Genomic DNA, 22,500 nt, shown 5'->3' with positions numbered 1-22,500 from the left:
TTTGAAAATAAATAGTCTTAAAATCTTTTTATTCATTTAATTATTACAATGAGTTGAATTATGCAAAGTAATAACCCTATTTTAACCCGCTCGGAAACGTATGCGGATTACAGTCAGCCCATGACTGTACAAGGTGCGATACAAAAGTCGGTTTTATTGACCAGTATTTCAGCCATTGTTGGTATCGCTTTATTTTTTTATTGTGCGGTGACTTTGAATGTTGGAATTGCACAAACAGCAACATTGGTTGGTGCGATTGGTGGTTTTATCTTGGCGTTAATCGCAACGTTTAAGCCAAATACTGCACCGATACTTGCCATTCCTTATGCATTATTTGAAGGTGCATTTTTAGGTGGAGTTTCCTTTGTATTCCAAATGAAATATCCGGGTGCACCAGTTCAGGCTTTGTTGGCAACTTTCATTACTTCTTTGGTGATGTTTGGTTTATATAAATTTAAAATTATTCGTGCGACAGAAAAATTTAAATCTGTGGTGATGTCAGCAACTATCGCCATTGCTTTGGTCTTTGTTGTACAAATCATTATGCGTTTAGCATTTGGTTCAAGTATTCCATATATTTTTGAAAGCAACTGGTTGGGCATTGGTTTGGCTGTTTTTATTGCTGTGATTGCATCTTTAAACCTGATTCTTGATTTTGACTTAATTGAAAATGCAGCAGCACAACGCGCAGCAAAATCTTTTGAATGGGTTTGTGCAATTGCTCTATTAGCAACTTTGGTATGGATGTATATTTCATTCTTACGCATTATTGGTTTGTTATCTAACGATTAATAAAAGCACTGCTACAAAAAATCGCTTCTTTTGAAGCGATTTTTTTTATGTTTTAACCAAACAAAGCAAAAAAGATGCATTATGCAATTTCAGAAAAGCTTCAGACTTGGCATTATGCTCTAAAATCAAATTGAGTGAGAATTTCATGTCACAAGGACTATTGGCGGGTAAACGCTTTTTAATCGCGGGTATCGCAAGTAAATTATCCATTGCATTTGGTATTGCTCAAGCTTTACATCGTGAAGGTGCAGAACTTGCTTTTACATATCCAAATGACAAATTAAAAAAACGTGTGGATGATTTTGCTGAGCAATTTGGTTCTAAATTGGTTTTTCCTTGTGATGTTGCAAATGATGCAGATATCGACAACGCATTTGTAGAACTTGCAAAACATTGGGATGGCTTGGATGGCGTTGTCCATTCAATCGGTTTTGCACCTGCGCATACTTTAGATGGTGACTTCACTGAAGTAACAGATCGTGAAGGTTTTAAAATTGCTCATGACATCAGTGCATATAGCTTTATTGCAATGGCACGTGCTGCAAAACCATTGCTCCTTGCGCGTCAGGGCTGTTTGTTGACCTTAACCTACCAAGGTTCTGAAAGCGTGATGCCAAACTATAATGTCATGGGTATGGCGAAAGCATCTTTAGAAGCGGGTGTACGTTACTTAGCTTCAAGTTTGGGTGCAGAAGGGATTCGTGTGAATGCAATTTCAGCAGGTCCAATTCGTACTTTAGCGGCTTCAGGGATTAAATCTTTCCGTAAAATGTTAGATGCTAATGAAAAAATTGCACCACTGAAACGTAATGTAACGATTGAAGATGTCGGTAATGCAGCGCTTTTCCTTTGCTCACCATGGGCAAACGGGATTACAGGTGAAATTCTGTATGTAGATGCAGGGTTCAATACTGTCGGTATGAGTTCATCAATGCTGGGCGAAGATTAATCACTTTGATCCTATTCATTTTTATTTTGCAGTGAACTCTTAATTTCATTGTGGATATAAAAATAGTTTTTCCAAAAGCAAAAAAAAAAAGAGTGATATCTGAAAAGATGATCGCTCTTTTTTACAGGATCAAACGTTAATGATCTTGTTTAAACTTAAAGTTTTTAGATGGATGCTTTGCAATATGAAAGACATAGAGTGCAGCACATAAACCGAGGAATGAAGAAAGCATCAGCCAAAATGCAGGCATACTTTTATTCCCCGTTTCTTGAACAAGGAAGGTTGCGACAACAGGTGTTAAACCACCAAAAATAGAGGTTGCCAAACTATAAGCTAGAGAAAATCCAGAGGTTCTGACTGAACGAGGCATAATTTCTGTCAAAGATGGAACCATTGCACCGTTATATAAGCCATAAAGTAAAGATAACCACAGTAAGGTCATCATTAAATGGCCAAGACTAATACTATGGGTGAGCCAATTCAGGAGAGGGTAAGCCGTCACAAACATCAACAGTGTAGTGATGAGCAATACGGGTTTACGCCCAAAACGATCTGAAAAATGGCCCCCAATCGGTAAGAATAAAAAGTTAGTAACCCCAACCATGACCGTTGCAATTAAACTTTGCGAAGTGCTTAAGTGCAGAACTTCTTTGCCATAAGTAGGTGTATACACCGTAATGAAATAGAACATTGTGGTCGTGGTCGCCACCATACACATTCCAACCAAAACAATTTTCCAATTCTCTAATAAGGTTTTTAAAATTTGAGAGGTTGTTGGATGTTCAGTACGTGAGGAAAAATCATGCGTTTCTTTTAAATTACTGCGTAAAAAGAAAATAAGTGGAATAATTAAACAACCTACCCAAAACGGAATACGCCAAGCCCAATCTGCAACTTGATCAGCTGTAAAGAGCATATTTACAATAAAACCTAGCACTGCAGCAAATACGACGGCGATTTGCTGGCTTGCCGATTGCCAACTGGTAATGAAACCACGATTCGTATCTGTCGCAATTTCAGCCAAATAAACGGAGACACCGCCCAGTTCGACACCTGCTGAAAAGCCTTGTGCTAAACGTCCAACAAAAATTAAAAAGGCAGCGGCAATACCCATGGTGTTATAGCCTGGCGTGAAGGCAATAATTAAAGAGCCAAATGCCATAATACTTAAGGTCAGCATTAAGCCTTTACGTCGCCCGATTCGATCAACATACGGTCCAAGTACTAAAGCGCCAATAGGACGCATTAAGAAACTGACTGCAAAAATGAGAAAAGTTTTCATCAGAGCAGCGTAAGTACTGTCTGATTTAAAAAAGGTTTCACCAATATCCTTGGCATAAAAGCCAAAGAGGAAGAAGTCATATTGTTCGAGGAAATTACCACTGGTCACGTTAATAATACTGCGGAAACGTGAGACCGATTGAGTTGAGTCAGTCATCTATATGCTTCTCCGATCCATTGAAATGCGCGGTTATAGTTAAGACTCATGTCTGATGGTTTGATTTATTCATTCATCATGATCCGAGGCATAAGCATTTTAAGATTGATAATTGTTGATATTTTCTTCATTCTATTAATGCAATCTGAATTAAATCTTAATAATGTTGCATGCTCTATTTTTAGCCTGATTTAGCGAGTGGAGAGATTGCTTTGATAAAAAGCTTTCACTTTTACTCAATTGACTTTAATCTTATTCATGCAGATTTAGTGTTTTATTAGGAATTTAAACATGTCCCGTGTTGCGCGTTACCATGCTGATCGTACCAATCAAAAGCTTTATTTTGCGCGCTTGGCGTGCCAGCAAGCCGAGCAGGTGGAACATATTCAACAAGTACAAGCATATCGTGAGTCTGCGGTGTTTCATCTGCACGGTGCGGTGTTGGCATTTTTACAAGAATTGGTACGTTATTATCGTTTGAATGATTTACAACCAACCTTAAAATCAATAGAAGAACATATGGCAACAAAAGGACAAGTCTCTCCAGAGATTTCTGTTCTACAACATTTAGCACGAGAGGGCTTTATTGCTGAGTTAAAGCGGGCATACCGCATGTGCCAATATGCACCTGAGCCAAGTACACCTGAACCTGAAAATGAAACGTCTTCAAATCTGATTATTAAAGTGACGCAAACCCCACAGGCATGGTTACCCGATACCAAAATTTTACGTGAATGGCATCGGGATTTAACGCAGTTGATTGATGGCTTTCGTAATGAGATGGTTGAGTTCTGATCTTTTTTAACAATGCCACTTGAAATCTTAGTTCAGAATACCGATATAAAATAATCTACAAGTTGCAAAGTACATACGGTGCTTTGCCCCATGTTGAGCATGGAGAGGATGTGTATGTCTATAGAACAGTTAAAAGAGTTGTTTGGTAGTCAAGAAGCGATTCTTGAATTGGTTCAACTTGAAGGTGGAGAGTTGGCACTTCGTAATACGAATTCTGAACAAGAAGAACCATTAGTAACGATTCAGTTTAGTGATGAAGTGAAAGCTTTAATTGGTGATCAAACGCCTATTATCGCTCAACAAATGATTCAAGCAGCTTTGTTTGCTTTGATGGAAAAGCAAGTGAATGAATTACAAGCAGAAGTGGTTGATGAACAACCCCGATTTATGAGCTAAGCATTAATTACTTATTTGATAGTTAAAAAACGCATCAATTGATGCGTTTTTTATGATCTATAAGTAGACTTTTTGCTTCGCTTTTAAAGAACTTTTAAATGTTACTCTAAGGATAAATAAAAGAACTTTTATACAAAAAGTCTAATGTGTCGGTGGGTGTTGGTGAGCAATTTCGATTTGATTCAAAATATAATTACTCATATTTTTCGCCATTTCTTCTTTCGCAAAATAAACTTCACCAATATTATCCTGACGAATAATTTCAGCTTGTTCTTTGCTTTCTGCGCAGACTAGCACTTGAATGTGTGGATTTAATAATTTGGCTGTATCTACAATTTTATGAATATCTAAAATATCCATCGGTGAAATTACCAAAAGTCGAGCATGTTGAATATGTGCTTGAATCAAGACACTCGGTTCAGTTGCTCGTCCTGAAACGGCAGCGATTCCTTTTTCTCGTAAATTCTCAACAATTTCACGATTTTCTTCTGCAATAACGACTTTAATTCCATCTTGCATTAAGGTCTTCGTAATTCGACGACCGACTTCACCATGACCAACAATAACCACTTGATCGCGTAAATAATCTTGGTCAACCTCATCAGGTAACATTGCAAGAGGGTCACCACTACGTTCTAATAGACGCGCTAAATGTGAACGTTCACGAATCCAATTTTGCACAGGTTCAATTGCAGAAAATAGAAATGAATTTAATGTAATAGAGAATAAAGCACCTGCCAAAATTAAGTTCTGTGCTTCAGGTGTAAGTAATCCTAGGGATAGTCCAAGCGTCGCAAGAATAAAGGAAAATTCACCAATTTGTGCAAGACTTGCACCAACAGTCAGTGCAGTATTTAATGGATAGCGGAAGAATAAAACCAAAGCCATTGCAGCAAGTGTTTTACCAATCATGATGATGGCGATGACAGCAAGAATATGTAAGGGTTGTTCTATAATAATTCTTGGGTCGAACAGCATTCCAACGGAAACAAAGAATAAAATAGAAAAAATTTCACGTAGCGGTAAGGTTTCTTCTTCTGCACGATGACTGAAATCTGATTCTTTTACGACCATTCCTGCAAAGAATGCACCCAGTGCCATAGATACGCCAAAAATTGCGTATGAACCGTATGCAATTGAGACAGCAGCAGCAACAACAGTCAGTGTGAAAAGCTCTCTAGAACCTAAACGAGCAACATATTGCATGATCATCGGAACAAGTCGTTTGCCAATAATCAGCATAAAGGCAATAAAACCCGTCACTTTAAGTAAAGTAATGCTTAAAGTCAGCCAAATACCATCATTGCTAGCATGACCTTCTAAGGCATGACCCCCTAAAAGAACCGCTAGAGCAGGTAAAAGTACCAAGACTAAAACCATGACAAGGTCTTCAACCAGAAGCCAGCCGACTGCAATTTTACCATTGATTGAATCGAGTAAACCTTTGTCACCCAGTGCTTTCAGAAGCACGACCGTACTGGCGCAGGATAGGCTTAAGCCAAAGACTAAAGAGGAACCAAAGCTCCATCCCCAGAAGTGAGCAACGATCATTCCGAGTAACGTTGCGACCGCAATTTGTAGAATTGCACCGGGTAAGGCAATACGCCGGACTTGCATTAAGTCATTCAGCGAGAAGTGCATACCAACGCCGAACATGAGAAACATGACACCAAGTTCAGCAAGTTGATTGGCTAAAGCAAGATCGGCAACAATACCCGGGGTGTTTGGACTAATAATAATCCCGGCAATGAGATAACCAATCAGAGGGGGTAGACGTAAACGTGCAGCGATATAACCAAAAATGAGCGCTATACCAAAACCGACTGCAAGTAAAATAATCAAATCTACATCATGAGGCACTAAGTACTCCTTAAAATTTGAAGGGGTGATTAGAAAAAAAGAAAAATAAAAGCAATGCTAAAAGGAAACGATGAAAGTTTAACAAGTCGAGTAAAAAAAGTGCAAAAAAAAACGACCTCATTGAGATCGTTTTTTTAAAGAGGCTAAAATTATTTGATTTTAGCTTCTTTGAAGATTACGTGTTGACGGATTTTTGGATCAAATTTTTTGATTTCCATTTTTTCCGGCATTGTGCGTTTGTTTTTAGTAGTGGTATAGAAATAACCTGTACCAGCAGTAGAAACTAGGCGAATTTTATCACGCATTTTACTGACTCCTTAGATCTTTTGACCTTGAGCACGAAGATCAGCAATAACCTTTTCGATACCCAATTTGTCGATGATACGCATGCCTTTAGTTGTTAAACGAAGACGTACGAAACGTTTTTCGCTTTCCAACCAAAAACGGTGGTGGTGCAGGTTCGGCTCGAACCGGCGTTTGGTTTTGTTATTGGCGTGCGAGACGTTGTTTCCAACGACTGGACGCTTGCCGGTAACTTGGCAAACCTTAGACATGGTGAACTCCATTGCTAGCTAGCAATTATGCGGCTAGTCATTAAAAGTAAACGGATGAAATCATTCAAGGGGCGTTTTATACCAAAATTCCGCTTAAAAGACAAGCGGAATTAATAAAAACACAGCATGATCGAGTGCGATAGATCATGCCTTGATCAGTTAGCGAAGAAAGGTTTTCTCAAGAATTTTCACAAATGGCTTATTAAATGGCGGCAGAATGAATTTGATGCTGAAAAGCTTCGGAATAGACATTACTGAGCGCTCATGTGACAAACCAAAGAACCCTTCTGGCCCATGGTATTTCCCCATGCCTGATGCACCAACGCCACCAAAAGGTAAATCGTCTTGTGCAACATGAGTTAATACAGCATTCTGACCAAAATGACCTGAATGTGTACGCTGCGAAACATAATCCGCACGCGCGTTATCAAAGTCGAAGTAGTATAAAGCAAGTGGACGCGGACGGCTATTAATAAAGTCAATTACATCGTCAATTTGATCATATTCTAAGATTGGAAGGACTGGACCGAAGATTTCATTTTTCATGATATCCATATTGGGCGTAATTCCAGTCAATAATGTCGGTGCAATTTTACGAACATGACTTAAATCTTCATTCTTAGGATTAACTTCGATGAGTTCAGCACCTTGTTTTTGTGCATCCTCTAAATAGCCTTGAATCCGATTGTATTGCTTATCATTAATAATAGAGGTGTAATCTTGATTATTAGCTAAGCTTGGATACATTGTGATCACTATTTTTCGATAGTCTTCGACAAATTCAGCTGTTTTTCCTTTCGGTAAGAAAATATGGTCAGGTGCAACACACGTTTGCCCCGCATTCCATAGTTTTCCAAAAGCAATACGTTGAGCAACGTCTTTTAGATCACTCGATGGATGGACAATAGCAGGGGATTTTCCACCCAATTCCAATATCACGGGAACAAGATTTTCTGAAGCCGCAGCCATCACGGTTTTACCCACATTACTTGAGCCAGTAAAAATCATTTTATCAAAAGCTAAATGGCTAAACGTATCTGAAATAACCCCACCCCCTGTTACGACAGCAACAAGTTCCTGAGGGAAAGCTTCAGATAGGGCGTTTTCAAGTACATAGCCAAAATTTGTAGATGAACTTGAAATTTTGAGCATGGCATGATTCCCCGCAGCCAATGCACAAATTAAAGGTCCAACCGATAACACCAGTGGATAATTCCATGGTGCCATAATACCAATTACACCCATTGGCTGATATTGCACCCATGCTTTCGCAGGTTGGTGAATTATTCCGACATGGCGCTTGGATGGTTTCATCCAATTGGTTAAATGCTTGCTATAATATTTAATCTGTTCTAAACAGGTGAGTAGTTCACCTATTTTTGTTTCTGTAATTGAACGGTTCCCATAATCTTGATTAATTGCTTCTGCAAGTTGATCTTGATATTTTACCAATACCTTTTTTAAGCGGGCTAAACGTTCTATTCGTTCTTTCGCTGTAGGAACTGGATAACGCTGATAAGCCGATTTTTGCTGAGTTAAGAGGTCATGCAAACGTTGGACTTCTGGCGCGTAGGGAGTCATTGAGTTTGTTTTTGTTTGACTGTTCATGACAAACACCATTTACGAAAAGTTTAATTCAGTATATTTTTTAGAGTAAATACTCTAAATAGTCAAGTCACTTTATGTGTTAGCTTGAGCTAACGGTTAAAAATGGTATGAAGATGTCGCACTCCAAAGCATTGAAAACGAAAGATCGAATCCTGCAGATTAGCCTGCAGCTTTTTAATGAACGTGGAGAGCGTTCGGTTACGACAAACCATATTGCAGCGGAGTTAGGCATTAGTCCGGGTAATTTGTATTACCACTTTCGCAACAAGCAAGAAATTATTAAAGAGCTGATGGAACAGTACCAGCAAGAGACATTAGACATGCTGGCTTTACCCGATGACCGAGCAGTCAATGCAAATGATAAAATTCGTTATTTCCAAGTTTTAAGTAGTCAGCTATGGGAATATCGTTTTTTGCATCGAGATGTTTATCATCTGGTCGAAAATAACGGTGATTTTAGAAAAATTTATCCGCGTTTTGCTGGAAAAGTCATGCAACAAGGGCAGAAAATTTACCATGCTTTTGTTGAAGCTGGATTAATGCAAATGACTGCTTCGGAAATTGAAGCATTAATTATTAATATTTGGATTGTATTGACCAACTGGACAAACTTCCTTTATATGTCAGGACATTTAAGTGATTCTAATCATTTGGATGAAAAGTGGATTTGGCAAGCCTTACGTCAAATGGTGTTTTTGGAAGGTCCTTACTTACGCGGGGAAAGCCGTGAAACCTATGAGAGAATGCTTGAAAGTTTTGGTTCTTCGGAACTTTTTGCCAGCCTGTCTGCTTTAAAGCACAACTGATATGCAAGACGAACGTTGAAAGCTTTCTAAAAAAGGTTAGAATATTCGGCTGTTTTTTCAATTTAACTTATAAGTGATATAAATCAACATGAACATGACAACTGCCAACACAGCACGTCTATTGATTACTTGCGAAGACAAGCCGGGTATCGTACAAGCTGTATCAAGCTTCTTGTATCATCAAGGAGCAAATATTACTGCACTTGATCAATATGCAACGGAAGCTCAGGGTGGACGTTACTTCATGCGTGTTGAGTTTGAACTGGATCATTTACAAAGCCGTAAAGATGCTTTAATTCAGACCTTTGCAACTAATGTTGCAGAACGTTATGAAATGCATTGGCGTTTGGCTTTGGTCAGTGATGTGAAGAAAGTCGGTATTTTAGTGTCTAAAGTGGATCATGCTTTATTGGAGCTATTATGGCGCCATGCACGTGGTGGTTTAGCTTGTGAAATTACTCAAGTGGTTTCAAACCATGAAGCTTTACGCGAATCTGTAGAAAACTTTGGTATTCCTTTTGTTGTTGTACCTGTAAACAAAGAGAATAAACGTGAAGCTTATGCACAAATTGATGAAATTATGCAAGGCAATGATTTACTCGTTCTCGCACGTTATATGCAAATTTTGGATGAAGACTTTGTTCAGAAGTGGGAAATGAAGGTGATTAATATTCATCATTCATTCTTGCCTGCTTTTGTCGGCGCAAATCCATATAAACAAGCGCATGAGAAAGGTGTCAAATTGATTGGTGCGACAGCGCATTATGTCACTGCAGATTTAGATCAAGGTCCAATTATTGAGCAAGATGTTGAACGTGTAAATCATGATTTTACAGTTGATCAATTACGTGAATTGGGTCAAGACGTAGAGCGTAATGTTTTAGCGCGTGCAGTGAAATGGCACTTAGAAGATCGAATTATTGTGGATGGAAATAAAACAGTTGTATTTCAATAGAATATAACTTTTCATATAAAAAAGGAGTGCTTTATGCATTCCTTTTTTATTTTCTATTTGGAAAATCGATTAAAAGCATCCAAAAAGTAGTTGCAAATGAAAACACTTCTCATTTATTATTGCAATACTTTAATTGTTCTATCCGACGAGTTAAATCTACAGAAAAGAGATTTGTACTTTACTCAGATTTAGGTATTCAGATTCATATGAGTCATTCTTCCAGTTTCAATATGCAAGCACCAAACCCGATGAAGAAAAAAATCATCGCCGCCGTAGTTGCTGTAATGATCGGGCATGTTGGGGTATTTTGGGCTGTTAGCCATATGCAGACACCTGAACTGAAAGTGATTGAAAAGAAACCATTAAAAATTAGATTTGTTAAAATTGTTGAAAATGTTCCGCCGCCACCACCTCCGCCAGTAGAACCTGTTAAACCGAAAGTTCAGCCAAAGCCTGAACCTAAAGTTGAACCGCCAAAGCCTAAACCAAAAGTGATTGCACAAAAGCCGCAAATTATTAAGGAAAAGGTCATTCATCAAGACGATACTGTAGACAAGAAAAAGCTTGAACAAGATCGTCTAGAGAAAGAGCGCTTATTAGAAAAGCAACGCTTGGAACAGCAAAAGCGTGAGCAAGATGATAAAGAGCGTATGAAGCGTGAGCAGGATGAGCGTGAACGTGCTAAACGTGAACAAGATGAACGCGATCGTCAACGACGTGAGCAGGAAGAAAAAAGTAAGCCACGTGTGATTAGTGAAGGTGAGATTGAGTGGTCAAGAAAACCACGCTTAAGTTTCACCAATAAAGATTTAGGTGACCAAACACGATCTGCAGAAGTTGTTATTGATGCTGATGCGAACGGAAATATCACCAATGTTAAACTGGCTAAATCTTCTGGTTTACCTTCTTTAGATGATAAGATTTTACGTGCTGTACGTAATGCAAAATTCAAAACAACGCGAGATGGGCGACCTGTACGTGCATCTTTACCCTTTGATTTGAAACCTAACGGCTAACATTAATTAGGAGTTCGAGTATGAACTTTTCAGTTTATTGGCAGCATGCTGATGCAGTGAGTAAAACTCTGTATTTCGTGCTATTGGTAATGTCTATTGCAACATGGACTGTCTTCATCTTGCGTCTTATGGGCACTCGCCAACTTAAACAACAAGCCAATATTCATCTTACTGAAGCAATTAGTAAGTTAAAAGCAAAGCTTGCACCTTTAGGTTTTGATCAACGTAAAGCGGTTGCTGAACAAGCATTGTTACGCCAAATCTCAGTAGAAAAATCTTCTGCAGAAAAGGGTGTATCTGTTTTAGGTACAATTGCTTCAATTGCACCCTTTGTTGGTTTGTTCGGTACAGTGTGGGGGATTTTCCATGCACTTGTTGCTGTCGGTAAAAGCGGTCAAGCAGGTTTAGCTCAGGTTGCAACACCAGTGGGTGAAGCATTGATTATGACAGGCTTAGGTCTAGCAGTCGCAATTCCTGCTGTATTGGCATATAACATCTGTGTTCGCTTTAATCGAACTTTGACAAATGATTTACAAGATCATGCGCATGGTTTGCTTATTGACACCATGTTGCAGCAAGATTCATCTGCGCCAAAAGAACAGCTTAAAGCTACGGATAAAGTATTCGTTGGAGGTCAAGTTTAATGGCTTTTCAATTGGGTGAAGACAACGATTCAGGTATGAATGAGATGAATCTCATTCCGCTGATCGATATTATGTTGGTATTGATGATCATCTTTTTGGTGACTGCAACCGTTGCTAACCCATCAATACCATTAACTTTACCAAAAACTACTGCTGAAATTATTGAACCACCACCTGCGGCCATTACAGTCAGTATTGATGCGAAAGGTGAAGTGGCTTGGAATTCACAAATGATTAGTTTGGATGAATTGCAAAAGCGCTTTAATGAAGAAGGGCAAAAAGCAGTTAAACCAACCATTCAATTAAGAGCGGATAAAGACTCTCGTTATGACACTGTTGCTCAGGTAATGTCTCGTGCTAGCGAAGCCGGGCTAAACGATCTTGCCTTTATGAGTGATAACTAAGCTCAAGTTCATTGATGAATTTAGTATGCATAAAAAAGCGATCTTGTCTAGATCGCTTTTTTATGTCTGAATAATCGATATTTTCTACAGAGCTTAATTTAGTCTTCTTTAAGCAAACTTTGAAATTGACTGCGTAATTTCATTAATTTCGGCGGAATAGAAAAATTGCAGTAACCTTGGGATGGATTTTTTGCATAAAAGTTCTGATGATAATCTTCAGCGGGATAAAAAGTTGGTACAGGAGATAGCTCAGTTACAATGTTTAAACCATCTGATTTTAAAGCCTCAATATATTGCTCAGCTTGTTGCTTCTGTTCATCATTATAATAGTAAATTACAGAGCGATATTGTGTGCCAACATCATTGCCTTGGCGATTGAGTGTGGTTGGATCATGTGTAGCAAAGAAAACATTAAGCAGTTGCTCAAAGCTGAGTTGAGTTTCATCAAACTCCACTAGAATCACTTCTGCATGTTGGGTATCGCCATTACAGATATCTTCATAGCTTGGATTGAGTGTATGACCACCTGCATAACCGCTAATGACTCGCTGAACACCTTTAATTTGTAAAAAAATGGCTTCTACACACCAAAAACATCCCCCACCAAATAATGCCTGTTGCATTGTTCAATCCTTTTTCTTTTGATTTTTTATAATATAAACGTTTTATGAAGCGATGATGTACTTTTACATACAAAATGTAAAAAACCTGACGAATCAGGTTTTTGATTAAATTTTACAATTGATTAACGTGGTTGAATGGCACTGGTGTACTGTAAAACGACATTACCATGACGATCTAAAAGTTTTAATGTTTTTTCATACACTTGGTAGCTCGCCACTTTATTTAAAGCTTCCGTATATTTTCCTGCAAGTTCCATCGTACCCATACACATCATTTGAGTTGCACCCATTTGCCCAAGGGTAATTTGATTTCCCTTAACCGCATATGTGCCCATTAAGCGATTACAACCATCCGCGCCACTCACACGCATTTCATTGCCATCAAACTGAATGCTTGGAATATTGTTTGCACGTGGGTCAGTTTTGTATTCAACAGCGCCAATATGTGTCATCACCCAAGTTTTATTTTGTAAAAGTTCTAAATTTTTTGCTTGCTGAGTTGAACTAGGCATAGACGTACAACCGACAACGGCTAATGTAGAAGCGATCAAACTTGCTGCAATTAGTTTTTTTAGCATAGTAAATCTCTAACTTGAATGAGTAACTTATATCTAATCAAAAAAACAAATAAATCACTAGCTTAACTCTGTATGTGTTGCGTATCTTTTATTCAATTGAGCTAGGGAGTTGGCGTTGCGGTAAGCCGACGCGAATGACTTTAGAAAAACTTAAACTGTCTTGTTGACTTAAATGACTAAATTCATGTGCCCGCGGATTAATATGTGCCCGTTGATACCATTCTTTCATTGTCCATTGATGGTCGAGCGCACCTAAGTCATAGAGGTAATTGGGTAGGTATCCTGAAGCCAATAGGCGATAATCTCGTGGTAATTTATGTGGGTCAATGGCTTGAATCATGTCAAAAACCAAGGTCGTACAATTACTGGTCAGCGTGTTATACCACTTTGGCTGTGCACGTAATTCATCTGATTTTTTAAGATATTCTAAAAATAGAGCCTGTGTTTCAGCTTTTGGCATACTAATGGGGAACAAATAAACTTGCTCACCGCGCACATTGCTGCGTGTATAGACGATGTCTTTTTCATCTGATGCAATCAAACTGAGTTCAAACTGGCGGAAAAACCCCCCGATTGCAGAGAAGCTTTCAATTTTTTCTTTGCGAATCTCAATCGAAAAGACCAAAGGTTTTTGATCAGTAAAATCAAAACTCACCAAAGTATGGGCAATTTGTGGTCCCATCCAATAGGAAGTAATAATATTAATACCACTAATATGGTCTAGATTATAAGTACGTGTATCCCAATGCTCATCAAATTTATCTTCGCTATACCATGTAAAATCTCGGATATTGTGTAAGGTGACAATATTGCCTTGTTTTTCATAGTAGAGCAGTTTGGAAACATCGGGGCTCCAATCTCGATCTTGTTGAGCTGGGATGTTAAAATACCAAAATAGACTACAGATGAGCGCAATGATATAAATTTGAATGTCTCTACGACGACTAAATATATTTTGAGTAAAGTAAATGCCCAAGATACTGAGTGCAAAAATCAGCCAAAAAACAATGAGAAGTCGACTGATGAGCCATCCACCAGGTTGTTGAATCCAAATTGCGAAACATAACCACAACGAAGACAAGATCACCAATAAACTGAAAAGGGAATGGATAACGCCCATTCCCAATGCATGTAAAAATTCTCTCTTGCCTATATTGTGCATATCTGTCTATTTTTTATAAAAAATTATGGGCTTATTTTCTATAGGTTGCGAACTCAAAAGCAATAGCTGTTTTGTCATCAATGTGTGCTTCGGATGCCACTTTTTTAAATTCAGCAGGAATTTCTGGGTAATGCGCATCACCTTGTACATCTAACTCAATATGGGTGAGCTCTAAACGATCTGCGATTGCGATGGTTTGTTTGAAGATTTCACCACCACCAATAATAAAGATTGATGTTGGTTTTTCAGATGTTTCTACATCTGCAATCGCTTGCTCTAAAGCATCTTCAATCGTATGAGCAACTTTAACGCCGTCATATGACCAGTTTTGATCTCGGGTAATCACCCAATTGACACGTTTGGGCAGGGCATGTCCCATCGACTCTAAAGTTTTACGGCCCATAACCACGACACCACCTTGGGTGATTTCTTTGAAGTGTTTGAGGTCAGCGGAGATATGCCAAGGAAGATCATTGCCTTTGCCAATACAGCGTTGTTGATCCATTGCAACGACATGCACGATTTCAAAGTTTTTAAAGCTCATAGCTGTTTAGTCTCGTAATCTTATTTATTTTTTAGTCTCTCTCTGCTCTGTCTATCAAAAGATAGAGCTTCACTCTTTTATAAAGAGGGAGTGAGGGAGATTTATTGATCTATTTATAAAATTAAATAGCCACAGGTGCTTTAATTGCAGGATGTGATTCATAACCCACAATTTCAATATCTTCAAATTTAAAATCGAAAATATCTATAATTTCAGGATTCAGCTTTAATTCACATAGTGCCATTGGTTCACGGCTCAGTTGTAATTGAGCTTGTTCAAAATGGTTGGCATAAAGATGTGTATCACCACCAGTCCAAACAAAATCACCAACACCTAATCCACAGACTTGAGCAATCATATGCGTTAGTAAAGCATAACTTGCAATATTAAAAGGTACACCGAGAAAAACATCTGCACTACGTTGATAAAGCTGACAGGACAACTTTCCATTCTGTACAAAGAATTGGAACAGTGTATGACATGGTGGCAGGGCAACATTGCCTGCTTCTTGTGGATTCCAACCCGACACGATTAAACGACGTGAGTTTGGATTGGTTTTGATTTCATTGATCAGCCATTGAATTTGATCAAAGCCATCTTGTTCATACAGACCATTGTCTTTTTTTGTTGCGCCAAAATTACGCCATTGATGACCGTAAACTGGCCCTAACTCACCCTCAGGGCGACCAAAACGAGCTGTTTGCTCAGCAGTAGACCATTCATTCCAAATAGATACTTTATTGTCCTTTAAATATTGGACGTTGGTATCCCCTTTTAAGAACCACAACAGTTCAATCACAATCGAACGGAAATGAACTTTCTTTGTAGTGAGAAGCGGAAAACCTTTAGAAAGATCAAAACGCATCTGATGACCAAATACAGAACGAGTGCCTGTACCTGTACGGTCGCCTTTATCGCCGCCGTTGTCGAGGATGTGTTGTAGAAGATCTAAATACGTTTTCATAAATTTCCCAGTTCGAGGATTATCAGTTCAAGAAGAATCAATAACAACACACGTGACAGTTTGTGTCGTTCAAAGACGATTCCGTAATATTTCTGAATAGCCATAGAGTTTATACTAAATGGACATGCTTTTTAAGCCAGTTATTTCAACCAAATTTTAAGATCAACAACAAGAGAGAACAACAATGAGCCTCAATTGGAATGATGTGCCTGAAATCTTTCAACCTTTTAAAGATAAGATTTCATCGACATTAAAATCGAGTATTGAAATAGACATACAGCCTGAACAAGATTTAACCCTATGGCAAAGTAAAATAGGTGGAAAGCCATATTTGTCTTTGGGGCAAAGTTATCCTGAAAGTGCGGAGGGGGAAGCATTACAACTGCTTGCTCAAATCAATTTTGCAGAATTACCTGAAAATGAGGTTTATCCTAAATCAGGGCTTTTACAGTTTTTTATAAATCCGAATGATGACTTATATGGTTTAAATTTTGACGATCAACAGAAACAAGATGGCTTTAGAGTTATTTATATTGAAGATGTAACACAGGATATTGCTCAATTAGAACAAACTTTCCCAACATTGGATTCTGAAAATACGCTGAGCCCAATAGAAGGGCAGTATGCAATTCGTTTTCAACTAGATCAGCAATATATCGGATTGAGTGAATTTAATTTCTCTGAAAAGGTCACAGATGTTTCGACAATGGAAGATGATGTTGCAGAAGAATTTTGGGACGAATACGGTGAAACTTTTTCAGCAAATGGACATCGTTTAAGTGGTTATGCATTTTTTACTCAGACAGACCCACGAGAATATAATGAGAAGATTCAAGATTATGTCTTGCTCTTACAAATTGACACTGATGATTCGGATGGAAAAAATATTATGTGGGGCGATTCAGGGGTTGGAAATTTCTTTATTCACCCTGAAGATTTGAAAAAACGTGATTTCTCCAAAGTGTTGTATAACTGGGATTGCTATTAAATTCCTTTTGAGTTGACGTTGAGACAAAAGCTTATGTGTAAACATGAGCTTTTTTAGTTTGAATAAAGAACGAGTTAGAAGATTAAAAAGCATCATTAGAAATATACAATATGACCAAATTGCCTTAAGAAACCATTGATTTATTTCGGTTATATTTATACCGATACGGCTTAATCTGCATAAGCTGTTGTATGTTTTTTGATCAAATAGACTACACCTAAGATTTTTATAACTCCTAAAGTTTCAGTAGTTTAAAAAACTTAAAATGAGATTTATTAACATTTACATATTTTTTTACATGTTTAGGGTCTGCATTTTAAGATTCGCTGATTAGTATGCTTTTCTTATGAAATGTTGTTATTGGTTTTAACAAGGTTGTTTTAGCCAATTCATAAAGAGTAATTTTGAGGATAAGCATGATTTACGACCATAATGTAGATATGAATGAATACGTGAATCCCACGGTACATATACAAGTTCAATCGGGAAATCAACACAATAGCTTTCAACCAGAACAATTTTTAAGAAACCAATCTTTAGAAAGTTTTAAAAATAAAACTGAAACTTTTAAAGAAGAAAGTTTAATTAACATTGAAAAATTTACCCAAAAGCTCGTTAGCATGTCACGTAATACCTCAGCACATCGTTGTGCTAAGTATGTACGTATCGCATTAGAATCAGCAGGTGCGCGCTTTTCAGATCATCCTATTGCAGCTTCTGATTGGGGTGGTACATTAACCAGTATAGGCTATAAACAAATTCAACCCTCTTTTGATAATCCTCAAGAAGGTGATATTTATATCATTAACAAGAGTTATCGCCATCGTTATGGCCATATTGCTGGCTTTACTGGCTCGCAATGGGTTTCGGATTATAGACAACGTAGTTATGATGTTTATAAAGATCCAAATGTGACCTATGAATACTATCGTTTAAACAGCTAATGTAGATAAAACTCAGAATATAAAAAGAAAAATAGAGTTTTTATACAGGCTAGATTTTATTTCTGTAAAAATTAGAACGGATAAAACAAGAGAGATAAAAAAGGCAACTATTTATATAGATAGTTGCCTTTTTTATTCAAATCGCTTGGCTCTATTTTCGTAAATAGACAGCATAAACAAGCCGATCGCTGTAAAACCTACACATTGAATTGCGAGATAAAGTTGATGTTCAGTGGGCAATAATGTCATTAAAAAGATTAAGGTAGCCATAGGCAGAATAGCGAATAAAATTTTAAAGCCTTGTGCATAAGAACTGTCTGCTGAAATTTTAAAACTTATATTTCTAAGTAAGTGAATGCAGATGCCAATTGCAATACAGAAGCCAGTAAATAGCGGAGAAAGCTGTTGAATGCTCGAACAGAAGTAAATAATGGCGCAGGTAATGATGCACGCCATTAGTTTAATTTCTCGGGTACATTTTTCTGAATACCAAAAATCTAACATGTTAAGACTCTTGCTTAGAGGCATTTTTATGCATTAAAGACAATGGTGAGAATAGACACACAGCTAAAGCCATAAAACCAATGCCTTGAGCACCTGGAATCAAAATTTCTGAGCCCTGCATATTCTTAAAAATGAGCGCGAGAACAATAGCAATTGGAATCCACGTCAATAATCGATACAACATACCTGCTGGTTTTTTTGCGGCAAAGTGTATTTTGCAATAACGGCAGATCAAGAAGATGATTCCTGTACCGAAAAACATGAGGATTGCATCAACTGCTAAAGGTTGAATTTTATAGAGGATTGCTGTTGTAACTGCGATAACACTGAGAATAAGTAATTTCTTCACAAGTGATGTTTGAGGGTTAAACCAAAATTCAAGCATAGTTTATTAAGATAAAAACTGATTGATTGAACTTTAACATATGAGAAAAAAGGAAGCACTGCTTCATTTTTTCTCAATAAAATAAAAAGTATTAAATAATTATTTATAAGAAAATTGATCAGCACTGTCTTATTTTTCACAAAAGAATGAGTAATAGACAGTGCTTTTTATTTCAAAGAATAGGCTTAATTCGGTGTGTTCTTTTGAGGACCCCAATCAAATATTTTCTTTTGATAGGCATACCAAATCATCCATAAGCCAATCATAATCATTGGGAAAGACAACATTTGCCCTTTGGTCATCCAACCAAATAAGATATAGCCTTGGTCTGCATCGGGCTCACGGAAGAACTCCATAAAGAAGCGAGCACAGCCATACCCCATCAAGAATACAGCTGAAACAGCCATACGAGGGCGAGGCTTCGCACTATAAAACCAGAGAATAAGGAATAATAATAAACCTTCGCAAAGCGCTTGGTAAATTTGAGAAGGATGACGAACCAATTGCAATGGATCGGTTGGGAAAATCATCCCGAAAGCAAAGTTAGGATCCGTCACTTGGCGACCATATAGCTCACCGCCAATGAAGTTACCAATCCGACCAAACATCAATCCTGTAGGAACACAGGGTGCAATAAAATCAAGCGTTTCAAACCACGTTTTTTTATATTTATGACACCAGATCAACATTGCAACCATCACGCCCAAGAAACCGCCGTGAAAGCTCATACCACCTGTCCAGACTTTGAATAACCAAATTGGATCTGCAATGAACTTATCAAACTCATAAAACAGCACATAACCAATACGACCACCCAGTACAACACCTAGGGCACCATAGAATACCAAGTCTGAAACCATATCAGCATTCCAGTTATTACGTTGCTTGGCACGATAAGTCGCAAGCCCCCATGCGCACAAAAATGCAAGCAGGTACATCAGTCCATACCAATGTACTTGGAGAGGACCCAGCGCGACTGCAACAGGGTCAATATTCGGGTAGGTCAGCATTCCTGTTCCTTGATCTTCGTTTTGCACAGATTTTAGCTGAAAGATATGAAAAATGTTGTACATTCAATGTGTAAAGTTCAAGGATATCATTTATGTGTATTGTGGCATTTGCATGGCAAGTTTTAGAAGATGTTTCATTATGCTTAATTTCCAACCGTGATGAGTTTTATCACCGTCCAGCATCGCAATTACATATATGGGAACAAAGCCCCATTATTGCAGGACAAGATTTGCAGTCAGGTGGAACGTGGATGGGCGTGACAGCACAAGGGAGATGGGCAATTGTTACCAATTTTCGAGATGGTGCAGATCAACAAAGCTATCCAACATCACGGGGTCAATTGATTCAACATTTTCTTGAATCAGAACAAATGCCAATTCGTTTTGCACAAGAGCTTGAAAAAATCCAATGTGATTATGCAGGCTTTAATTTATTTATAGGTGATCAAAACCAAGCTGTTTATATGAGTAATCGAGGTGAGGCACCACAGGTATTGCCAAAAGGCGTATTCGTCGTATCGAATGGTTTAATGTCTGATGATTGGCAGAAGACACAACATTTGCGTAAACGCTTTACTCAGGAATTTTTACCGATGTTGCAACATGCGACAACATCTGAGATTGATCTTCAGCATACGGTTTGGGGTATTTTAGAAGATGAGCGCAAAATCCTCCCTGAATTGCTCCCTGAAACAGGTATTAATGTCGAAATGGAAGAATTACTTTCTTCAACATTTATTCAAAGTCCAATTTATGGGACACGTTGTTCAAATTTTTTAAGAATGAGTAATACTGAATTTAATTGGATTGAAAAGACCCAACAGGGTGAACATGAAGGTGATTTAAAAAGTGAAACAATTTCTTTATCTTCTACGTGAGAATAAAAAAAGCCGATTTTAAAAATCGGCAGGAGTATCTAAAAATTATTGTTTTTATGCTTCTTTGGTTTTTCTTTTCTCAATGATTTTGCCAAATAACAAACCAATTTCAAAAAGCATCCACATTGGGACAGCCAACATGATCATAGAAATAGCATCAGGTGGTGTCATAAACATGGCAACGAAAAAACATCCGACAATAATAAAGCGTCTTTTTTCTGCGAGGGTTTTAGTGGTCACTAAGCCGACTAAAATCAAAACCAAGGTAATAATCGGAATTTCAAAGGTTACCCCAAACACTAAAAACAGTTTTAAACAAAAAGCCAAGTAACTGTTGATATCCGTCATAGGCGCAACAGTGTCAGGTGAAACGCTAATGAAGAAATGCAAAATAGACGGCAAAGCTACAAAATAAGCGAAGGCAATGCCTGAGTAAAAGAGAAAGATACTGCCAAATAATAATGGGAAGGCTAGATTTTTTTCTTTTTCATAAAGTGCAGGGCGAATAAATGTCCAGACTTGATAAATAATAAAAGGCATAGCCAGCATCAGAGCAATAAAAAAATTCAACTTAAATGGTGCCATAAATGTTGCAGTAACATCCGTTGCAATCATGGTGGAATTTACAGGCAGTTGAGCACGTAAAGGTTCAGACAGTGTTGAATAGGTTTTATTAGCAAAGGGCAATAAGCAAAAAAATATGGTAATGATGATCGCAACAATTTTAAATAAATGCTTTCTTAAAACCACTAAATGCTGAGTAATCGGCATCTCTGGCAATGCTGTTTTTGTTTCACTACTTTCTGAGTGAATTTGAGGTGTGAGCGATGTTGTCATACAGCAACCTTTAATTCAGGCATGATTCTGGATTCAGATGGAACAATATGCAGTTGCTCATAAGAGCAATTATGCTTTTTCATCCAAATCTTAGAAAAGTATAAAGAGGGAACCGTGCTATGCATAAAATTATAAATGACAGGAGAATTTTTATTTTGCGATGATGCTGTATGTTGTTCTTTTTCTACAGCCAGTAATGATTGTTGTTGTAATGCTTGCATTTGGCTCTGCATTTTTTGTTCAAGTTCTTGAATGCGGAGCATCTCTTGTTGCATTTCTTCACGGAATTCTGACAGACGTAATTCACGATCGATATCATTTTGAACACTGCTAATAGCACGCTTGAATTTGCTATACCATTTTGCAGCAAAGCGAGCAGCTTCGGGTAACTTCTCTGGTCCTAACACCAGTAAAGCAATAATCCCAAAAACCAATAACTCTGAAAATCCGATATCTAACATGACTGATGGTCTCCCAGCTTAGTGTTTTACTGTAGAGTTCACATCAGTATTGGTGGTTTGATGCTCTAAAGTACGTGCTTCACCTAATGATGCAGCTGCAGCCGCTTCTTCATCTTTTATCGATTTTTTGAAATCTTTAACAGCACCACCGACATCTTTACCTAAGTTTTTAAGCTTAGACGTGCCGAACAATAAAATCACGACAATTGCAAAAATAAGAACATGCCAAATTGATAAGCCAGCCATAGTTTTAACTCCAATTATTTAACAGCTATCTCAACAGTTATGTATGACAAATGAGTGACATCGAGATTTCAATTTAAAGACAATCGACTTAGACTTTTTTAAAGAAAAGCTTAGCGAGGCGTGATAGCATTCAAAATCAATACCATTTTGGACGTGAGC

28 protein-coding genes are annotated in these 22,500 nt (G+C 37.8%); 12 read left to right on the top strand and 16 right to left on the bottom strand.

Annotated elements, in window-relative coordinates; translation table 11 throughout:
- Window positions 1–60: 60 nt before the first annotated feature.
- The gene (locus B9T35_RS07855; RefSeq protein ID WP_086190565.1) at window positions 61–792 is read left to right on the top strand and encodes a Bax inhibitor-1/YccA family membrane protein; all 732 of its coding nucleotides are present in this window, start codon (window positions 61–63) and stop codon (window positions 790–792) included.
- 145 nt (window positions 793–937) lie between these two features.
- Window positions 938–1,741, top strand: a complete 804-nt coding sequence (locus B9T35_RS07850; RefSeq protein ID WP_086190564.1) for an enoyl-ACP reductase FabI — start codon at window positions 938–940, stop codon at window positions 1,739–1,741.
- A gap of 136 nt (window positions 1,742–1,877) precedes the next feature.
- Here B9T35_RS07850 and B9T35_RS07845 read toward each other — a convergent pair whose 3' ends face one another.
- Window positions 1,878–3,179, bottom strand: a complete 1,302-nt coding sequence (locus B9T35_RS07845) for an MFS transporter (RefSeq protein ID WP_086190563.1) — start codon at window positions 3,177–3,179, stop codon at window positions 1,878–1,880.
- Between the two features lie 291 nt (window positions 3,180–3,470).
- Between B9T35_RS07845 and B9T35_RS07840 the strand changes: the two genes are divergently transcribed.
- Complete coding sequence (locus B9T35_RS07840; RefSeq protein WP_086190562.1) at window positions 3,471–3,974, top strand: DUF6586 family protein; 504 nt, start codon at window positions 3,471–3,473, stop codon at window positions 3,972–3,974.
- A 114-nt stretch (window positions 3,975–4,088) separates the two neighbouring features.
- Window positions 4,089–4,370, top strand: coding sequence for a hypothetical protein (locus B9T35_RS07835; protein WP_086190561.1), 282 nt, complete (start codon window positions 4,089–4,091; stop codon window positions 4,368–4,370).
- A 141-nt stretch (window positions 4,371–4,511) separates the two neighbouring features.
- Here B9T35_RS07835 and B9T35_RS07830 read toward each other — a convergent pair whose 3' ends face one another.
- The 4 genes from B9T35_RS07830 to B9T35_RS07815 form a co-directional block, all read right to left on the bottom strand.
- Window positions 4,512–6,230 carry a cation:proton antiporter gene (locus tag B9T35_RS07830; RefSeq protein WP_086190560.1) on the bottom strand — a complete coding sequence of 573 codons (1,719 nt, stop codon included), beginning with the start codon at window positions 6,228–6,230 and terminating at the stop codon, window positions 4,512–4,514.
- A gap of 149 nt (window positions 6,231–6,379) precedes the next feature.
- Complete coding sequence (rpmG, locus tag B9T35_RS07825; protein ID WP_003654787.1) at window positions 6,380–6,535, bottom strand: 50S ribosomal protein L33; 156 nt, start codon at window positions 6,533–6,535, stop codon at window positions 6,380–6,382.
- Window positions 6,536–6,547: 12 nt separating this feature from the next.
- Window positions 6,548–6,784 carry a 50S ribosomal protein L28 gene (rpmB, locus tag B9T35_RS07820; protein ID WP_031952295.1) on the bottom strand — a complete coding sequence of 79 codons (237 nt, stop codon included), beginning with the start codon at window positions 6,782–6,784 and terminating at the stop codon, window positions 6,548–6,550.
- A 159-nt stretch (window positions 6,785–6,943) separates the two neighbouring features.
- Window positions 6,944–8,392 (bottom strand): coniferyl aldehyde dehydrogenase, encoded by a 1,449-nt coding sequence (locus tag B9T35_RS07815; protein WP_086190559.1) that lies wholly within the window; start codon window positions 8,390–8,392, stop codon window positions 6,944–6,946.
- Window positions 8,393–8,505: 113 nt separating this feature from the next.
- Between B9T35_RS07815 and B9T35_RS07810 the strand changes: the two genes are divergently transcribed.
- The 5 genes from B9T35_RS07810 to B9T35_RS07790 all read left to right on the top strand — a co-directional run bounded on the left by B9T35_RS07810 (window position 8,506) and on the right by B9T35_RS07790 (window position 12,217).
- Window positions 8,506–9,198, top strand: a complete 693-nt coding sequence (locus B9T35_RS07810) for a TetR/AcrR family transcriptional regulator (RefSeq protein WP_086190558.1) — start codon at window positions 8,506–8,508, stop codon at window positions 9,196–9,198.
- An 88-nt stretch (window positions 9,199–9,286) separates the two neighbouring features.
- Window positions 9,287–10,153: a formyltetrahydrofolate deformylase gene (gene purU / locus B9T35_RS07805; protein WP_086190557.1), complete on the top strand. Its 867-nt coding sequence runs from the start codon at window positions 9,287–9,289 to the stop codon at window positions 10,151–10,153.
- Window positions 10,154–10,359: 206 nt separating this feature from the next.
- The gene (locus B9T35_RS07800) at window positions 10,360–11,169 is read left to right on the top strand and encodes an energy transducer TonB (RefSeq protein WP_086190556.1); all 810 of its coding nucleotides are present in this window, start codon (window positions 10,360–10,362) and stop codon (window positions 11,167–11,169) included.
- Between the two features lie 20 nt (window positions 11,170–11,189).
- Complete coding sequence (locus B9T35_RS07795) at window positions 11,190–11,813, top strand: MotA/TolQ/ExbB proton channel family protein (RefSeq protein ID WP_086190555.1); 624 nt, start codon at window positions 11,190–11,192, stop codon at window positions 11,811–11,813.
- On the top strand, window positions 11,813–12,217 hold the full coding sequence (locus B9T35_RS07790; RefSeq protein WP_086190554.1) for an ExbD/TolR family protein: 405 nt from the start codon (window positions 11,813–11,815) through the stop codon (window positions 12,215–12,217). The genes B9T35_RS07795 and B9T35_RS07790 overlap by 1 nt, the downstream gene beginning before the upstream one ends.
- Window positions 12,218–12,315: 98 nt before the next feature.
- On the opposite strand, the gene msrA is transcribed toward B9T35_RS07790, so the two are convergent.
- The 5 genes from msrA to thyA form a co-directional block, all read right to left on the bottom strand.
- Complete coding sequence (gene msrA, locus B9T35_RS07785) at window positions 12,316–12,840, bottom strand: peptide-methionine (S)-S-oxide reductase MsrA (RefSeq protein WP_086190553.1); 525 nt, start codon at window positions 12,838–12,840, stop codon at window positions 12,316–12,318.
- A 122-nt stretch (window positions 12,841–12,962) separates the two neighbouring features.
- Window positions 12,963–13,418, bottom strand: a complete 456-nt coding sequence (locus B9T35_RS07780; protein ID WP_086190552.1) for an META domain-containing protein — start codon at window positions 13,416–13,418, stop codon at window positions 12,963–12,965.
- 88 nt (window positions 13,419–13,506) lie between these two features.
- Entirely contained in the window at window positions 13,507–14,580 is a 1,074-nt protein-coding gene (locus B9T35_RS07775; RefSeq protein WP_086190551.1) for a DUF4105 domain-containing protein, read from the bottom strand.
- A 31-nt stretch (window positions 14,581–14,611) separates the two neighbouring features.
- Complete coding sequence (locus B9T35_RS07770) at window positions 14,612–15,124, bottom strand: dihydrofolate reductase (RefSeq protein ID WP_086190550.1); 513 nt, start codon at window positions 15,122–15,124, stop codon at window positions 14,612–14,614.
- Between the two features lie 121 nt (window positions 15,125–15,245).
- On the bottom strand, window positions 15,246–16,088 hold the full coding sequence (thyA, locus tag B9T35_RS07765) for a thymidylate synthase (RefSeq protein ID WP_086190549.1): 843 nt from the start codon (window positions 16,086–16,088) through the stop codon (window positions 15,246–15,248).
- 184 nt (window positions 16,089–16,272) lie between these two features.
- Here thyA and B9T35_RS07760 point away from each other — a divergent pair, with 184 nt between their 5' ends.
- Both B9T35_RS07760 and B9T35_RS07755 read left to right on the top strand, forming a co-directional pair.
- On the top strand, window positions 16,273–17,076 hold the full coding sequence (locus B9T35_RS07760; protein ID WP_086190548.1) for a YwqG family protein: 804 nt from the start codon (window positions 16,273–16,275) through the stop codon (window positions 17,074–17,076).
- A gap of 416 nt (window positions 17,077–17,492) precedes the next feature.
- Window positions 17,493–18,020: a CHAP domain-containing protein gene (locus B9T35_RS07755; RefSeq protein WP_086190547.1), complete on the top strand. Its 528-nt coding sequence runs from the start codon at window positions 17,493–17,495 to the stop codon at window positions 18,018–18,020.
- Window positions 18,021–18,152: 132 nt separating this feature from the next.
- Here B9T35_RS07755 and B9T35_RS07750 read toward each other — a convergent pair whose 3' ends face one another.
- From B9T35_RS07750 to lgt, 3 genes are all read right to left on the bottom strand, one after another.
- Entirely contained in the window at window positions 18,153–18,524 is a 372-nt protein-coding gene (locus tag B9T35_RS07750) for a hypothetical protein (RefSeq protein ID WP_086190546.1), read from the bottom strand.
- A 1-nt stretch (window position 18,525) separates the two neighbouring features.
- Window positions 18,526–18,909, bottom strand: coding sequence for a hypothetical protein (locus B9T35_RS07745; protein ID WP_086190545.1), 384 nt, complete (start codon window positions 18,907–18,909; stop codon window positions 18,526–18,528).
- 185 nt (window positions 18,910–19,094) lie between these two features.
- Complete coding sequence (gene lgt, locus B9T35_RS07740) at window positions 19,095–19,919, bottom strand: prolipoprotein diacylglyceryl transferase (RefSeq protein WP_086190622.1); 825 nt, start codon at window positions 19,917–19,919, stop codon at window positions 19,095–19,097.
- A 92-nt stretch (window positions 19,920–20,011) separates the two neighbouring features.
- On the opposite strand from lgt, the gene B9T35_RS07735 reads away from it, so the two are divergent.
- Window positions 20,012–20,797: an NRDE family protein gene (locus B9T35_RS07735; protein WP_086190544.1), complete on the top strand. Its 786-nt coding sequence runs from the start codon at window positions 20,012–20,014 to the stop codon at window positions 20,795–20,797.
- A 54-nt stretch (window positions 20,798–20,851) separates the two neighbouring features.
- On the opposite strand, the gene tatC is transcribed toward B9T35_RS07735, so the two are convergent.
- From tatC to tatA, 3 genes are read right to left on the bottom strand one after another with little or no spacing between them, the layout of a single operon-like run.
- A complete protein-coding gene (gene tatC, locus B9T35_RS07730) occupies window positions 20,852–21,634 on the bottom strand; it encodes a twin-arginine translocase subunit TatC (RefSeq protein ID WP_086190543.1) in 783 nt (260 codons plus the stop codon).
- Complete coding sequence (tatB, locus tag B9T35_RS07725) at window positions 21,631–22,095, bottom strand: Sec-independent protein translocase protein TatB (protein ID WP_086190542.1); 465 nt, start codon at window positions 22,093–22,095, stop codon at window positions 21,631–21,633. The genes tatC and tatB overlap by 4 nt, the downstream gene beginning before the upstream one ends.
- Before the next feature lie 18 nt (window positions 22,096–22,113).
- The gene (gene tatA, locus B9T35_RS07720) at window positions 22,114–22,341 is read right to left on the bottom strand and encodes a Sec-independent protein translocase subunit TatA (protein WP_086190541.1); all 228 of its coding nucleotides are present in this window, start codon (window positions 22,339–22,341) and stop codon (window positions 22,114–22,116) included.
- Between the last annotated feature and the right edge of the window lie 159 nt (window positions 22,342–22,500).

The organism is Acinetobacter sp. ANC 3832 (assembly GCF_002135415.1).
GTDB lineage: Bacteria > Pseudomonadota > Gammaproteobacteria > Pseudomonadales > Moraxellaceae > Acinetobacter.
Note: the sequence above shows the minus strand (reverse complement) of the source record. Positions and strands in the feature narration are given on the sequence as shown.

Bases quoted from the DNA above. Each gene is read 5' to 3' on its own strand.
- B9T35_RS07840 (WP_086190562.1), top strand. From the start codon at position 3,471: ATGTCCCGTGTTGCGCGTTACCATGCTGATCGTACCAATCAAAAGCTT.
- purU (WP_086190557.1), top strand. From the start codon at position 9,287: ATGAACATGACAACTGCCAACACAGCACGTCTATTGATTACTTGCGAA.
- msrA (WP_086190553.1), bottom strand. From the start codon at position 12,840: ATGCAACAGGCATTATTTGGTGGGGGATGTTTTTGGTGTGTAGAAGCC.
- B9T35_RS07770 (WP_086190550.1), bottom strand. From the start codon at position 15,124: ATGAGCTTTAAAAACTTTGAAATCGTGCATGTCGTTGCAATGGATCAA.
- B9T35_RS07780 (WP_086190552.1), bottom strand. From the start codon at position 13,418: ATGCTAAAAAAACTAATTGCAGCAAGTTTGATCGCTTCTACATTAGCC.
- B9T35_RS07760 (WP_086190548.1), top strand. From the start codon at position 16,273: ATGAGCCTCAATTGGAATGATGTGCCTGAAATCTTTCAACCTTTTAAA.
- lgt (WP_086190622.1), bottom strand. From the start codon at position 19,919: ATGCTGACCTACCCGAATATTGACCCTGTTGCAGTCGCGCTGGGTCCT.
- tatB (WP_086190542.1), bottom strand. From the start codon at position 22,095: ATGTTAGATATCGGATTTTCAGAGTTATTGGTTTTTGGGATTATTGCT.
- B9T35_RS07850 (WP_086190564.1), top strand. From the start codon at position 938: ATGTCACAAGGACTATTGGCGGGTAAACGCTTTTTAATCGCGGGTATC.
- B9T35_RS07835 (WP_086190561.1), top strand. From the start codon at position 4,089: ATGTCTATAGAACAGTTAAAAGAGTTGTTTGGTAGTCAAGAAGCGATT.
- B9T35_RS07855 (WP_086190565.1), top strand. From the start codon at position 61: ATGCAAAGTAATAACCCTATTTTAACCCGCTCGGAAACGTATGCGGAT.
- B9T35_RS07750 (WP_086190546.1), bottom strand. From the start codon at position 18,524: ATGTTAGATTTTTGGTATTCAGAAAAATGTACCCGAGAAATTAAACTA.
- B9T35_RS07775 (WP_086190551.1), bottom strand. From the start codon at position 14,580: ATGCACAATATAGGCAAGAGAGAATTTTTACATGCATTGGGAATGGGC.
- tatA (WP_086190541.1), bottom strand. From the start codon at position 22,341: ATGGCTGGCTTATCAATTTGGCATGTTCTTATTTTTGCAATTGTCGTG.
- B9T35_RS07735 (WP_086190544.1), top strand. From the start codon at position 20,012: ATGTGTATTGTGGCATTTGCATGGCAAGTTTTAGAAGATGTTTCATTA.
- B9T35_RS07790 (WP_086190554.1), top strand. From the start codon at position 11,813: ATGGCTTTTCAATTGGGTGAAGACAACGATTCAGGTATGAATGAGATG.
- rpmG (WP_003654787.1), bottom strand. From the start codon at position 6,535: ATGCGTGATAAAATTCGCCTAGTTTCTACTGCTGGTACAGGTTATTTC.
- B9T35_RS07800 (WP_086190556.1), top strand. From the start codon at position 10,360: ATGAGTCATTCTTCCAGTTTCAATATGCAAGCACCAAACCCGATGAAG.
- B9T35_RS07845 (WP_086190563.1), bottom strand. From the start codon at position 3,179: ATGACTGACTCAACTCAATCGGTCTCACGTTTCCGCAGTATTATTAAC.
- B9T35_RS07815 (WP_086190559.1), bottom strand. From the start codon at position 8,392: ATGAACAGTCAAACAAAAACAAACTCAATGACTCCCTACGCGCCAGAA.
- B9T35_RS07795 (WP_086190555.1), top strand. From the start codon at position 11,190: ATGAACTTTTCAGTTTATTGGCAGCATGCTGATGCAGTGAGTAAAACT.
- tatC (WP_086190543.1), bottom strand. From the start codon at position 21,634: ATGACAACATCGCTCACACCTCAAATTCACTCAGAAAGTAGTGAAACA.
- B9T35_RS07755 (WP_086190547.1), top strand. From the start codon at position 17,493: ATGATTTACGACCATAATGTAGATATGAATGAATACGTGAATCCCACG.
- rpmB (WP_031952295.1), bottom strand. From the start codon at position 6,784: ATGTCTAAGGTTTGCCAAGTTACCGGCAAGCGTCCAGTCGTTGGAAAC.
- thyA (WP_086190549.1), bottom strand. From the start codon at position 16,088: ATGAAAACGTATTTAGATCTTCTACAACACATCCTCGACAACGGCGGC.
- B9T35_RS07745 (WP_086190545.1), bottom strand. From the start codon at position 18,909: ATGCTTGAATTTTGGTTTAACCCTCAAACATCACTTGTGAAGAAATTA.
- B9T35_RS07810 (WP_086190558.1), top strand. From the start codon at position 8,506: ATGTCGCACTCCAAAGCATTGAAAACGAAAGATCGAATCCTGCAGATT.